This window comes from Catenulispora subtropica, assembly GCF_039531675.1.
Classification (GTDB): domain Bacteria; phylum Actinomycetota; class Actinomycetes; order Streptomycetales; family Catenulisporaceae; genus Catenulispora; species Catenulispora subtropica.
The window spans coordinates 35,654-49,410 of record NZ_BAAAQM010000055.1; the positions used below are offsets into that span (position 1 = coordinate 35,654).

General features: G+C 68.1%; 7 protein-coding genes. 4 read left to right on the forward strand and 3 right to left on the reverse strand.

From position 1 onward, the window contains the following. Window positions 1-24: 24 nt before the first annotated feature. A complete protein-coding gene (locus tag ABD466_RS34880; RefSeq protein WP_344661511.1) occupies window positions 25-7,407 on the forward strand; it encodes a DNA/RNA non-specific endonuclease in 7,383 nt (2,460 codons plus the stop codon). A 16-nt stretch (window positions 7,408-7,423) separates the two neighbouring features. Beyond that, window positions 7,424-7,945: an SMI1/KNR4 family protein gene (locus ABD466_RS34885; protein WP_344661512.1), complete on the forward strand. Its 522-nt coding sequence runs from the start codon at window positions 7,424-7,426 to the stop codon at window positions 7,943-7,945. A 698-nt stretch (window positions 7,946-8,643) separates the two neighbouring features. Here the strand turns inward: ABD466_RS34885 and ABD466_RS34890 are convergent. Further along, the gene (locus ABD466_RS34890) at window positions 8,644-10,983 is read right to left on the reverse strand and encodes a putative bifunctional diguanylate cyclase/phosphodiesterase (protein WP_344661513.1); all 2,340 of its coding nucleotides are present in this window, start codon (window positions 10,981-10,983) and stop codon (window positions 8,644-8,646) included. Window positions 10,984-11,108: 125 nt separating this feature from the next. After that, a complete protein-coding gene (locus ABD466_RS34895; RefSeq protein ID WP_344661514.1) occupies window positions 11,109-12,590 on the reverse strand; it encodes an FAD-dependent monooxygenase in 1,482 nt (493 codons plus the stop codon). A gap of 141 nt (window positions 12,591-12,731) precedes the next feature. Here ABD466_RS34895 and ABD466_RS34900 point away from each other — a divergent pair, with 141 nt between their 5' ends. Beyond that, entirely contained in the window at window positions 12,732-13,064 is a 333-nt protein-coding gene (locus ABD466_RS34900; protein ID WP_344661515.1) for a cupin domain-containing protein, read from the forward strand. A gap of 3 nt (window positions 13,065-13,067) precedes the next feature. Here the strand turns inward: ABD466_RS34900 and ABD466_RS34905 are convergent, their stop codons facing one another. Then, on the reverse strand, window positions 13,068-13,289 hold the full coding sequence (locus ABD466_RS34905) for a DUF7489 domain-containing protein (protein WP_344661516.1): 222 nt from the start codon (window positions 13,287-13,289) through the stop codon (window positions 13,068-13,070). Between the two features lie 285 nt (window positions 13,290-13,574). Between ABD466_RS34905 and ABD466_RS34910 the strand changes: the two genes are divergently transcribed. Then, window positions 13,575-13,742 (forward strand): hypothetical protein, encoded by a 168-nt coding sequence (locus tag ABD466_RS34910; protein ID WP_344661517.1) that lies wholly within the window; start codon window positions 13,575-13,577, stop codon window positions 13,740-13,742. Window positions 13,743-13,757 lie beyond the last annotated feature (15 nt).

The window sequence follows — 13,757 nt, forward strand, 5'->3', positions numbered from 1 at the left end:
GTGAGCTCGGTTGGGGGTTTCGGGGTGGGATCGCGTAGTTCCTCGCGTCGTTCCGGACGGCACGGACGGCAGCGTCCTGCGACGCGCCGGCTCGCCGCCGTCCTGACGGCGGCGGCGCTCGCCGTCGGCGTGCTGTCCGGCCCTCAGAGCTCCGGCGCGCAGGCGACGGGGCGTCCGAAGCCGGCGGGCAAGCTCAACGGCAAGATGTCCCAGGCTGAGCATTCGGTGCCGGGCGCGCCGGTGAGGGCGGTGCCGGTCTCGGTCCCCGCGCACGCCCCGGGAGCGACTTACCAGGCCCCGATCTACCCGAACCCCGCGACGGTGGACGTTGTGGTGCCGGCCCCCACCGGCCCGGCTGCCGGGGCGCCGAAGGCCGGGGCCGCCGGGCCGGACTCGGCGTCCGGGCTGACCGCGGCCGGCGCCACCGGCGTCTCGGTCGGCCCGGCACGGGTGACGGATCTGGCCGCGGTGCTCGGCGGGCGTCAGGCCGCCTCGCCGGGGCCGGTGTCCAGCGGTTCGGTCCCGGTGACGGTGTCCGTGGCCGCGCATTCGGCGGCGGCCGCGGCCGGTGTCGACGGCACCCTGGTGTCGGTGGCCCGCTCCGACGGGCAGACGGCATCGGCCAGCGTGCAGGTCGCCGTGGACTACTCCTCGTTCGCGCAGGCCTTCGGCGGCGACTTCGGCGGCCGGCTGAAGCTGGTGGCGATGCCGGCGTGCGCGCTCACCACTCCCCAGCTGGCGCAGTGCCGCCAGCAGAGCCCGGTGGCGTTCACCAACGACAGCGGCGGCCGGCGGCTGGTGTCGACGGTGGTCATCCCGGGCGCCGCGACGGCCTCGCCCCAGGAACTCGGTGCCGCCGCCGTGACGGACGGCAAGGCGGCCGGCGGCGGCACCAAGACGGCTTCGGCTCCGAAGCTGGTGCTGGCCGCCACCTCGTCGACGACGAGCTCGTCGGGGACCGGTTCGTACGCGGCGACGAGCCTTTCAGCGTCGAACAACTGGGGTACGGGCGGCAACAGCGGTTCGTTCACGTACTCGTACCCGATCGCGATGCCGGCCGCCCTGGGCGGCGCGGCGCCCTCGGTGGCGCTGGCGTATGACTCCGGGTCGATCGACGGCAAGACGGCGGTGGAGAACTCCCAGCCGTCGTGGGTCGGCGACGGCTGGGACTACAACCCCGGGTTCATCGAGCGGGCGACGGTCCCGTGTTCCAAGGCCAAGCCGACGGCGTTCGCGAACTCCACGGACAACTGCTTCGCCCGCGACGCCTCCGGAAAGCTGCTGCCGGCGTTCTCGATCTCGTTCAACGGCCACGGCAACGTGTTGATCGCCGACGACAGCGACAGCTCCGGCACCACGTTCAAGACGCAGCACGACGACGGCACCCGGGTCATGCTGCTGACCGGTTCGCCGTCGGCGACGGCGGACCCGGTGTGGCGCGGCGAGTACTTCCGGGTGCAGACACCGGACGGCTCGGTGGCCTACTTCGGCGCGGACCAGCTCCCGGCCGAGCTCAACGGAGGGACGTGGGGGACCGACACCCCGACCCAGAGCGAAGACCTCGAGCCGATCTTCAACAACCCGAACAACTCCGCCTGCGGTGACCCCAACACGATCAGCACCGCGGCCGGCATCACGGCGTGCCGCACCACGTATCGCTGGCAACTGGACTATGTCGTCGATCCGCACGGCGACGTGACCAAGTACCTGTACTCGCGGGAGGGCGACACCAGCTACCAGCACTGGTACACCAACGCGTCCACATACCTGCCGGCGAACTACACGCGCGCGACCACGCTGAAGGAGATCGACTACAGCTGGCAGACCGCTGATGTGGTCGCAGGACACATTCCGGGCGCGAAGGCGGTGTTCAACCCGCTGTCGCGGTGTGTGGACCCGGTGCTGCCGAACGGCCAGACGACTCCGTACTCCACGAACGCGGGGGCCGGAGCGCCGAACTGCTCGACGTCGTCGTCGTACCTGACCGGCTTCAACGACACGCCGACCGACTTGTCCTCGGTCTCGAACACGACGAACCCGGCGTTCTGGACGCGCTACCGCCTGGGATCGATCGACACCTACACTACCGTCGGCAGCACGCCGAACAAGGTGGACCACTATGACCTCTTCTATCAGTTCCATGATCTGAAAGACAACGCCACCACGGTGAAGTCGCCGTTGTGGCTGCAGGCGATCCGGCACTGCGCGGCGTCGGCGGCCACCACGGCCACCGGCGGCATCTGTCCGGCGAACACCGGCGCCGCGGGCCAGTTGTCCACACCGGATGTGCAGTTCACCGGTACCAGTGTCGGCATGGTGAACCGGGTACCGGGGGTGAAGGACGCCAACGGCACCGTGATCACGTCGCTGAGCACGTACCCCCGCGAGCGGATCGGCGACATCTACACCGAGCTCGGCGCGCAGATCGCGATCACCTACGACGACCCGGCGAACTTCGCGTCCCTGGGCTGCACGATGCCGCCGACGTCGCAGACGCCCGCGGTGCCGGCGGACTGGCACAACCATCAGCTGTGCTTCCCGGAGTACTGGACGCCGCCGACCTTCACCGCGCCGATCACCGACTGGTTCCACAAGTACGTGGTCACCTCGGTCAAGGTCACCGATGAGTCGTCCTCGGCCCACAGCCATGTGCTGACCTCGTACAACTACGACGCAAGCGGTGCGGCATGGCACTCGAACGACTCCGAGCTGGTCGCCGACAACCACTACCGGGTCTACGACCAGTACCAGGGCTTCGGGACGATCACCACGACCAACGGTGAGCCGTACTCTCTGACGCAGGACAAGGGCCACCCGCAGACCCAGACCGTGAGCACCTATCTGCGCGGCATGGACCAGGACATGGACTTGGTCGCGTTCAACTCCGGCGGGGCCGGGGGCTGCAACGGCACCGGGGTCGATCCGGCCGTCGACTGCCCGAACATCTCCATAAGCGACGGTCAGGGCGGCTCGACGCAGGACGACGTGATCTTCGCGGGGACCCTGCTGGAGACCAAGACGTTCCAGATGCCCGACAACTCGGTGACCACCCCGACGCTGTACAGCGACAGCGTGAGCCGGCCGTGGAAGTCGGACCCGATCGCCAGCCACACGCGGACCGCGCCGCTGCCGACGTATCGCTCCCGGCAGACGGGCACCGCAATCACGGTCGCGTCCGTGCCGTTGGCGGCGGGCGGCGGGGCGCAGCGGGTGACGACGACCGAGTACTTCCACGATCAGGCCAACGGTGGGCGGATCGCCTACGTCGACACGCTGGCCCCGACTCCGGCGGACTCCAACGATCCGGAACTGTGCACCAGCACCGGGTACGCGCAGGGAACGCCATCGCAGCTGCGGATCTACCTGGAGTACGCCGACTCCTCCACGGTGACCACGGGTCCCTGCTTGTCCACGGCAGGTCCGGTGTACTCGGGGGCGTTCCCGGCCGGCACGGCCGGCGGCGGGACTGTGGTGTCAGGAACGTTGTCCTGGTACGACGCCAACTACACCGTGGGGTCGACGCACACGGATGCGGTCGGCGTCGGTGACGTGGTCGAGACTGATGCGCTGGTCGGGGCGGCAGGAACGCCCGGCACGATGACCAAGCAGGGGAGCGCCACCTTCGACCGATACGGCCGCGTCCTGACCGCGACCGACGCGCTGGGGAACGTGACCAGCACCGCGTACAACCCGGTCAACGGCACGCAGCCGACGTCGACCACGGTCACCGGGCCCGGTGTCACCGATACTTTCGGCACTGCGACGCGGATCACGAAGGCAGTGCCCGGTTTCACCTCGACCACGGCGTACAACCTGCGGGGCGAGGCGACCGACGTCACTGACGCCAACAACCGGGTCACTCACATCGAGTACGACGATCTGGGGCGCACGCTCGCCGGGTGGGCGCCGGACCACCCCAAGAGCGTCTACAACAGCACCTACAACGGCGCTGCGACCTACCTGAACCAGCCGTCGGCAAAGTACTCCTACACGGTCAGCGGCCAGCCGGCCGGGCTGTCCACTAACACGATCAACCCATCGGTGGTCGAGACCGACAAGCTGCGTGAGGATGGAACGTACGCTCCTTCGCTCACCCTGCTGGATTCTCTCGGCCGGACACGACAGGCGCAGACCGTGCCGATTTCCGGAGACTCCGGTCGGGTCGTCACCGATACGGTTTATGACACTCTCGGCCGGGTCGACACGGTCTCCGGACCGCAGTACGACTCCGCGACCGTGCCGACCGGTCAGTACTACGTGCCGACGGCCAACGCGCAGACTGTGTGGTATCAGCAGGCACAGACCTTGTACGACGGGCTCGGCCGGACCACCGACGCGGTGTCGCTGTCGCAGGCGGCTGTCCTGTGGAAGACGCACACCGACTACCACGGCGCCGACCGGATTGATGTGACCCCGCCGGCCGGCGGCACGGCGACCTCGACGATCACCGATGCGCGCGGGCACGCCGAGCAGCTGTACACGTACCACGCCACGGCGTCGGTGCCGTTCGGGACCACTGACCCGCTCCAGGTCGACATCGTCAAGTACGGCTACGACGCGGCCGGGCGGCAGAACCTGGTCACCGACGCCGCCAACCACCAGTGGAGCACTGTCTACGACCTGCTCGGCCGCAAGACCAGCTTCACGGATCCGGACTCCGGCACCAGTACATTCCTGTACGACGCCGACGGCCGGGTGACGGACACCCAGGACGCCCGCGGAGCCGCCGGCGCGCTGCACACCGTCTATGACTCGCTCGGACGGAAGACGGGGGAGTACAACCAGTACAACCCCGCAAGCCTGGACCCGACGAAGCTGCAGAGCACGTTCACCTACGACTCCCTCGACAACGGCACCACGTTCGGCGTCAAGGGACAGGCCACGTCCTCGACCCGGTACAGCAACGGACAGGCGGGGCCGGCCTACACTGAGGCCACCACCTCCGTCGACCTGGCGTACCGGCCGCTGACCTCGCAGGTGAGTATCCCGAACGGCGATGGCAACGGCGCTCTGGCAGGGACGTACAAGAGCACGAACGTGTACACGCCGCTCACCGGCCTGTTGGACCACACAGTCCTGCCGGCGGTCGGCAACGCGGCCACCGGCGGCCTCGCCGCCGACACCGTGACCAACGGCTACAGCCCCAACGGCCTGCTCACCATGGCCGGCGACAACTTCGGCGACCTGCTCTCCGACTCCGGATACACCCCCTTCGGCGAGATCCAGCGCCGGATCATGGGCGACTACCCGAGCCAGGTCGTCTCGGACACCGTCTACGACGCCGCCACCCGCCGCATCGCCAACACCACCCTTTCCCAGCTGGCTTGGAACCGGCCCGTCGACACCACGGCCTACCTCTACGACCAGGCCGGCAAGATCACCGCGGCCATCGACGAACAGGCCACCGCGACGTCGACCGGCGGCAACGGCATCGTCAGCACCAGCCTAGCCATCGACACCCAGTGCTATGCCTACGACTACGCCGCCCGCCTGCTCTCCGCCCGCACCGACTCCACCGTCCCGGACCACTCCCTCTTCGGCCACGTCACCCTGGGCACTGTCGGGGGCTCCAACACGGCCGTCCCCCCGGACGCACCCCTCAACGGAGACCTCGGCTCCTGCACCACCGCCACGCCCAATTCGAACAACCGCGCCGCGGCCACCGCCGAGGTCAACTCGGGCCCGGCGCCGTACTGGCAGACCTTCAGCTATGACAACGCCACCGGCAACCGGCAGGTTGAGAACGACTATGACCCGGCTGGCACCACATCCAAAGACACCACAACCAACTTCAAGTACGAAAACGCCGCACAGCCCTACACCCTGACCTCACGCCAGGTGAACAGCGCACCCGCGACCACCTACGGCTACGACCCGGCGGGCAACACCACTTCGCGCCCGTCTCCCTCAGGCACCGACGGCCTGAACTGGAACGCCGAGGGACGCCTCGACAACGAGACCACCGCCCCGGGCGGCGGAACGGTCAAGACGTCGTTCGTCTACGACGCGTCCGGCGCCCAGCTCATCCGCCGCGACCCGGCCACGAACACGACGAGCCTGTACCTCGGCACAGCCGAGATCCATCTCAACACCCAGAACAACACCATCACCGGCAACCGCTACTTCAGCTTCAGCGGCGCCCCGACCGTGATCGAAAGCGGCGGCACCAACCCGACTCTCACATACGAGGCTGGCAACCTGCAGGGAACCAGCAGCGTCACCATCGCCGCCAGCCCCAATGGCGCGGCCAGCGCCGTGACTGCGCGGCGGGCGTACACGCCGTTCAACACACCCCGGACGGCCGCGGCAACCGGGACCCCGTGGAACCAGGCCTTCCCTGACGACCACACCTTCCTCGGCAAGACCACCGACACTTCCACCGGCCTCGTCGATGTCGGGGCACGCAAATACGACCCGATCGCAGGACGGTTCATTTCTGCGGATCCGATTTTCCAGCCCAACGATCCGCAAGCCATCGGGGGCTACTCGTATGCCAGCAATGACCCGACTAACAAGGTCGATCCGAGTGGTCTAAGCGGCATGAAGGCTCCCATATATGGTGACGGTGGAGGCAGCGAAGGAAACGGTTCGGGATGTCCGTTCGCGACCAATGGTGACGGATCCTGCAAAGAGGACCCGACTCCCAAAAAGCCCATGACGGCAAAGAGCCTCGGCAAGAGGATGGGGCTCGACATAACGACTTACTCGAACGATGATGGGTCGTCTCGCGGAGTAATGATTGTTCAGCACAAATCATCTTGGAGCCAGTTCTGGGATGGAGTCGGCAACGCGCTATTCGAATCTGTCGGCGGACCTGATTGTCAACACGCAGGCGATGGGGATTGGCCGGAAAGCTGTCGACAGAGCCTTGCGATGGCAGTGGGTACCCTCGGCCTCGGAAGCCGGGTGCCCAAGCAAGAGCTTAGTTTTGATGCGTCGCTCCCTTGGATTGAGGATGCGACATGGGGCGGCCGTGTCCAATATGGACCGTTGGATGAATGGGGCAGGGCTACCGGCGTAGCCGGGATGATCAACAAGGATATGTTAAAGAAGGGAACGGAAGCCAACTCGAACGTCAACCCCGTTGGATTCTTGGGTGGCCAGAACGGCGACGCCCGAGGGCACCTCCTGGCGGGACTGCTGGGAGGCTCTGGTGATATCGAAGAAAATCTGGTTCCACTTATACAGAATCCAGTCAATTCTCCTGTTATGCGTGACCTTGAAGGGCAGATCAGAGATGCTGTAGAATCTCGAAACGAGAATGTTCAGTACACGGTGAAGCCGATCTATCAAGATTTGACTGGAATCGCGAATCCTACGGTTCAACAGCTGCGCCCTATTGGCATCACAATGGAGGCCTATGGGGATGGTGGATTCCAGCTGGCAGTTTCGGTCATCAACAAGTAGAAGTCTGAGGTTTGTGGTGAGTATTGACGAGTTGGGTGCCACCGTTTCGCCTCCCGAGGGGCAGCGCCCCGCTGTCCCGTGGGATGAGGTGGAGGCTATGCTGGGTAGCGCACTCCCTCGAGACTATAAAGAGTTGGTTGAGACCTACGGGCCAGGCTCGTTCTGGGGGTTCATCCATGTATTCCAGGTCGATGGTCAGTACCCAGCCCTCGATCTTGTCGGACAGGTTTCCGTCAACCTTGATGCTCTGAAGTATTTGCGAGATCGTGGAGAAGTTGTCCCGTATGATATAGAGGGCGATGCTTCGCTGCTCTCGTGCGGTCGAACGGATAACGGCGATATCATTTACTGGGTGCGCGAAAGGTCGATAGACCCTGATGATTGGGTAATTGCCGTCAACGCTGCTCGCGATGATCGATGGTTCGAGTATTCCGGTGGAATCACTAGCTTCCTCTCGAAAGTAATGACGAGGGCGTTGACTGTGCCTGTTTTTCCTGAGGCGCTTAGCGGGCGCCGTCCGAGCTTTCAGCCATACTAGCCGGTGTGATTATTTGCCAAGTATGGGGCCCTAAATTTGACTGCATATGCGAAGGTGTCACACTGGGGCTAATTGTTTAGTGATGGATGCAGCTTCTCATCGCAAGAAGTGAAAGGTGTACGAAAATTGGCGCCCCGAAAGAATGGAGAGCCAAGATGATCGACGGCAATGGTGATGGCAATATCAGCGAGTATCGGGCGGATCTGAGGCACCGTCGCTGCGCTCGCGGTGGTCGGTCTTGGAAGTCTGGTGTAGGGGCTCGGGCGACCATGCTTGCTATCAGCGCTGTAACGCGATCCACGGGGCCAGCCAGACCCGGACGGCGCGGATGAGGAGGCGCTTCAACCGTCGGGCCGAAGCGATGGGGGACAGTCGATCATTGACCATGTAGCAGTTCGGCTGGCTGGGGAAGATGGCATCCCTGGGTAACTCGTCAGGCAATGTCTGTCCTGGTCGATGGCCGTCGTTCGGGGCGCGCAGCGCGAGCCCATGGCCTTGGCGACCGCGGGCGGTTCAGTAGGGCTCAGTGATTTTTCGCAGGTTTCGATGAAGGGAGCAGCGGGACGCACTTGCAGTGGGTGCCGATGTCTCGACGTGGTCGAACGCGATCCCCCGATGGCTACCGTGTAGTAGGTGACGTCCCTCGCTACCGTCGTGGACGAGCATGCTGTGATGGCGAACGTCAGCGAGGATTTGGCTTACCCTCGCACAGACCCGGCGCCCACCTCGGTGCCGGCCCCGACCTCGCCATGCAGCAGCTTCCCGAACTCCTCCGCACTCAACGCCGCGGCGAACAGGTGCCCCTGCGCGAAGTCGCATCCCAGATCCCGCAGCCGCTCTTGCTGCTGCTTGCTTCCGACGCCTTCGGCGATCACGTGCATCCCCAGCGCGTGGGCCAGGGTGATGACCGCGACCACGATCGCCTCGTCGCCGCGGTCGCGCATCAGACCGTCGACGAAGGTGCGGTCGATCTTCAGCGCGTCGACCGGGATGTCGCGCAGGTGGCCGAGGGACGAGTAGCCCGTCCCGTAGTCGTCCAGGGCGATCATGATGCCGGCGGCGGAGAACGCGGCCAAGGCCGAGCGGGCCGATACGGAGGCCTCGTGGACCGCCGTCTCGGTGACCTCCAGGCAGATCTGGCCCGGGGGGACGCCGTGCCGGGCCAGGGTCTTCGTGATCGCGGGGACCAGGTCCGGGTCGTGGGACAGCTGGCGGTTGGACAGGTTCACCGCGAGGGTCAGCAGGTCGGCGCCGTCGCCGGCGGGGTGGGCGGCGTTCCAGGCGGCGAGCTGGCGGCAGGCCTCGGCCAGGACCCAGCGGCCGATCGGGACGATCAGGTGGGTCTCCTCGGCCACTTCGAGGAACTCGGCCGGGGTCAGCAGGCCGCGCTCGGGGTGGCGCCAGCGGATCAGGGCCTCGGCGCCGACCAGCTGGCCGTCGCTGAGGTCGACGATCGGCTGGTAGACGAGCACGAACTCGTTCTCGTCCACCGCGCGGCGCAGGTCCTGCTCCAGGTTCATGCGCTGGACGGCGGCCTCGTGCGTCGCCGGCTCGAAGAAGCGGTAGCCGCCGGCCACCGCGCCGCCGGCCTTGGCCTTGGCCTGGTACATCGCCGCGTCCGCGTCGCGCAGCAGGGCGTCCACGGTCGTCGCCGGGCCGTCGGCCAGGGCGATGCCCACGCTCGCGCGGACGTGCATCGCCTGGCCGGCGCAGCGGAAGGGCCGCACCAGGGACTCGATGAGGCGTTCGGCGATCGCGGCGGCCTCGGCGTAGCCCTGGACCTCCTCGCACAGCACCACGAACTCGTCGCCGCCGAACCGGGCCACCAGGTCGCCGCGCCGCACCGCCAGCCGCAGCCGGTCGGCCACCGCCACCAGCAGCTCGTCGCCGGCGGCGTGGCCCAGGCTGTCGTTGACCAGCTTGAACCGGTCCAGGTCCAGGAACAGCACGGCCAGCCCGCCGCGCTCCGCGCCGCCCAGCTCGATCGCCTGCGCGATCCGGCTCACCAGCAGCGTGCGGTTGGCCAGGCCGGTCAGCGGGTCGCGGACGGCCTGCTCGGCCAGCGCCTCCTCGATCCGGCGGCGCTCGGTCAGGTCGCGGCTGACCGCCAGGATGCTCGTCACCGAGCCGTCGGCGTCGAGTTCGGGGACGAAGCGGGTGTGCAGGTAGCGGAACTCCTTGTTGACCGTGACGCCGAACTCGCGCTCCGTGCACTGCCCGGTCGCCAGGACCTCGCGCAGGGTCTCCTCCCAGCCGCCGAGGAACTCCTCGGCGTAGCCGCGCTCACGGGTGGTGCGGCCCAGCATGTCGGCCTCGGTGAGGCCGGCGATGGCCCGGGCCGCGGGGTTCGCGTACGTGCACCGGAGCTGCCGGTCGTAGCGGGTCATCAGGTCCGGGCTGGTGTCGATCAGCGTCTTGAGCTCGCGGCCCAGCCGGTCGAGCTCGGCCGTACGGGTGATCAGCTGGCGCTCGGCGACCTTCCGCGCGGTGATGTCGCGGCTGATGCCGAAGGTGCCGATGATGCGGCCGTCGAAGTCCCGCAGCGGCTGCTTGCTGGCGCTGAGCGTCTCGTCGGCGTCGGTGTGGAAGCGCAGGTGCGGCTCCTCGACGTCGTGAACCGCCCGGCCGGTGGCCATGATCTCCCGCTCGGTGGCGAAGGCCGCGGCGGCGTGCTCGGACGTGAAGTAGTCGCGGACCGTCTTGCCGATCATGGCGGACGGTTCGGTGCCGGTGAAGGCCGCGGCGCTGTCGCTGACGCGCAGGAAGCGGGAGCGGCGGTCTTTGAAGTAGATCATGTCGGCGCAGGCCGAGAGCAGGTTGTGCAGGCAGATGCGGTCGAGCTCGGCCTCGTCGATCGGCCGGTCGGCGACATCGTCCGGGTCGGCGGCGGGACCGGTGACGGAGTCGGCGGCCGGCTCCGCCTCGGAGTCGGCGGCGACGGCGTCGGGCCCCGGCTCCTCCGCTCGCGCCGGGCGTTCGCCGGTCTGCGGCCCTCCACGGTGGTCCGCGCCGGCCTGGTGCCGTGCCGCACTCGTCATCGAATGTGCCTGCTCCCTGCGTCCGGGTCATACACGGTGTGAGCGGTCCTTTAGAACCGTAGTGGGGCCCCAAGATGCGATCTTCATCATATCCGAGCAAACCGGCGTCGCCGGGGGGAACGGGCTCACTCGCCCTGGATCCCCGCGACGTGGCCGTCCGGACGGATCAGGAGCGAGCCCGCCGCGCCCCAGCCCTCCCGCAGCGCCCACTCCGGACCGGTGACGCGCGGGGCGCGCACCCGCGCGAACTGTCCGGCTCCGGCCTCCCGCAGCAGGTCGTAGAGCTGGCGGGACGTCCCGTCGGCGCTTTCCAGGACCAGGTCGGGGACGCGCCGTCCCAGCCGTCCGTCGTCGCCCGAGGCCGTCGGATACCGCACGTCGATCCCCGACAGGCGGCGCGCGTACTGCAGGTTGACCTGCGGATGCTCGCCCAGCACCGCCTCGAAGCGGGACCGCAGCGCGACCCCGTCCGCCCCGGTCGCCGCGACCAGCCCCATCTGCGCGCGCACGTCCTCCAGCACGCGCTCCCCGGCCGGCCGCCGCTCCGCCTCGTAGCCGTCCAGCAGCGCGTCGGCGGTCTCGAACGCCCCGGCCCCCTCGAACCCCTCGAAGCCGTCGAACCCCTCGAAGCCGGTCGCCCCGCCCCGCTCGGCCCGCACCGCCCCCGCCAGCCGCCATGCCAGGTTGTGCGCGTCCTGGATGCCCAGGTTCATGCCCTGGCCGCCCATCGGGAAGTGCACGTGCGCCGCGTCGCCCGCGAGCAGCACCCGGCCGTCGCGGTACCGCTCCGCCTGCTTCGCCGAGTTGCCGATCGACGACACCCGTTCGGCCGCACCCATCCCGAAGTCGCTCCCGGCGACCCGCAGCAGCGAGGCCCGCACCGTGTCGGCCGTCCACACGGCCGACACGTCGTGCATCACCGCGTGGTCCACCGTCGAGACGACGAACCGCCCGTCGGGCAGCGGGATGGCGAAGAACACGCCCCGCTCGCCGGTCTGCACGTACCGCTCCGGCGGCGGGGGATCGGCCAGCTCGACCAGCGCCGTCGGGCAGACCATGGTGTCCGGGTCGCCGGTGAACCCGATGCCCGCGGCCTCCCGCACGGTGCTGTGCGCCCCGTCGCAGCCCACGACGAAGCGGGCGCTGACCGTGCGCTCCCCGCCGTCTCCGCGCACCTGCGCCGTCACCCGGTCGGCGTGCTGCTCCAGCCCGACCACGCGCTGCCCGCGCGCCACGGTGCCGCCGAGCCGGTTCAGGTGCTCCTCCAGCAGGTGCTCTGTGTGGGCCTGCGGCTGGAGCAGGACGAAGGGGAACGAGGTGGGCAGCGCGGTGAAGTCCAGCCGGCTCGCGCCCATGGCGAAGTGCCAGGTCGGCACGCGGCGGCCGGTCGCCAGCAGGGGTGCGGCGGCGCCCCGCGAGGCGAAGATCTCCAGGGTCCGGGGGTGCACCACGAAGCCCCGCGACCAGGCGGCCCGGCTCCGGCGCGCCTCGGTCACCAGGACGCGCACCCCGGCCGCGCACAGCTCGGCGGCCAGCCAGCAGCCGACCGGCCCCGCGCCCACGACCAGCACCTCGGCGTCGAGGACCGGCTCGGGTGGCGACACCATGGGATCCTCCCGGGGTTCCTCCTGGTCGAGCGCGAGTACGAACGATGATAGCCCTCGGGCGCGCTCGTCATGCATGACCTCGGCAGGCTCGGGTAGCGTGGTTGATCATTCGGATCGCGACCCGGACGGCGGAGGAAATCCATGCAGAAGCTCTCGCTCGACGCCCTCGCCCGCCAGCACCTGGAGCGCGCCGCGGCGGCCTCCACCGGCCGCAGCTCGGAGACCGTCTACGGCGGCCATGAGCACGTGCTGCGCCAGACCCTGATCGCCCTGCGCGCCGGGACCGAGCTCGCCGAGCACGACAACCCGGGCGAGGCGACGCTGGTGGTCCTGCAGGGCCGGATCCGGCTGCACGCCGGCGACGCCTCCTGGGACGGCATGCCCGGCGACCTGCTCATCGCGCCGTCCGCCCGGCACCGCGTCGAAGCCCTCGACGACGCCGTCTTCGTCCTCACCGTCGCCAAGGCGGCGTGAGGCTCACTTCCTGGCCGGCTCGCCGCCGGCCGTCTTGATGACGGCGTCGCCCTTTCCGACGGACTTCCAGAAGTCGCCGCCGACCCGGACCCGCTTCGTCGAGCCGTCCGGGAGCCGGATCTCCAGGTGGTGGTCCATGGCCGGGCCGTCCGTCATCCCGCGGGACTTGTCGACGACGACGCCTTCCCAGGCTTCGGTCCGGTGGTTTCCGCGCATTGGGCACATGTCGCCATCGTAGGCACATTTCACCGGCGCACGGCCTTCGAAGAGTTCGACGACACGCCCGGGGACCGCCGTCGGCCCGCGGAATTTTCGGTGACCGGACGAAACCGGACGTGTAAGGGGTGCTCGCAGTTCGAGACGCGCTCATTATCAAGCAACTGATATAACTCCATATCAGCTGCCGCGCCGCACGTCCAGCCGTTGCCGTGCGTTCTTCTCGTTGCTAGACAGGAAATGTCCCTAAGTCAGACTCCTAACAAGGCCGCGATCCGGCCGGAGGGGAGCACCATGACCGCACTGCTGGAGCTGGAGCCGCGCGAGGCGGACGTCGAGGAGATCGAGCTCGACGTCGACTTCGAGGCCGGCCTCGACGACAAGCTGGCTCTGACCCGTTGCTGGGGCTGCTGCGTCAACAACAGCTATAGCGACATCGCCACCCGCTCGGTTACCGGCTGAGGCCCAGCTCAAACC

Bases quoted from the DNA above. Each gene is read 5' to 3' on its own strand.
- ABD466_RS34890 (WP_344661513.1), bottom strand. From the start codon at position 10,983: ATGACGAGTGCGGCACGGCACCAGGCCGGCGCGGACCACCGTGGAGGG.
- ABD466_RS34895 (WP_344661514.1), bottom strand. From the start codon at position 12,590: ATGGTGTCGCCACCCGAGCCGGTCCTCGACGCCGAGGTGCTGGTCGTG.
- ABD466_RS34900 (WP_344661515.1), top strand. From the start codon at position 12,732: ATGCAGAAGCTCTCGCTCGACGCCCTCGCCCGCCAGCACCTGGAGCGC.
- ABD466_RS34905 (WP_344661516.1), bottom strand. From the start codon at position 13,289: ATGTGCCCAATGCGCGGAAACCACCGGACCGAAGCCTGGGAAGGCGTC.
- ABD466_RS34910 (WP_344661517.1), top strand. From the start codon at position 13,575: ATGACCGCACTGCTGGAGCTGGAGCCGCGCGAGGCGGACGTCGAGGAG.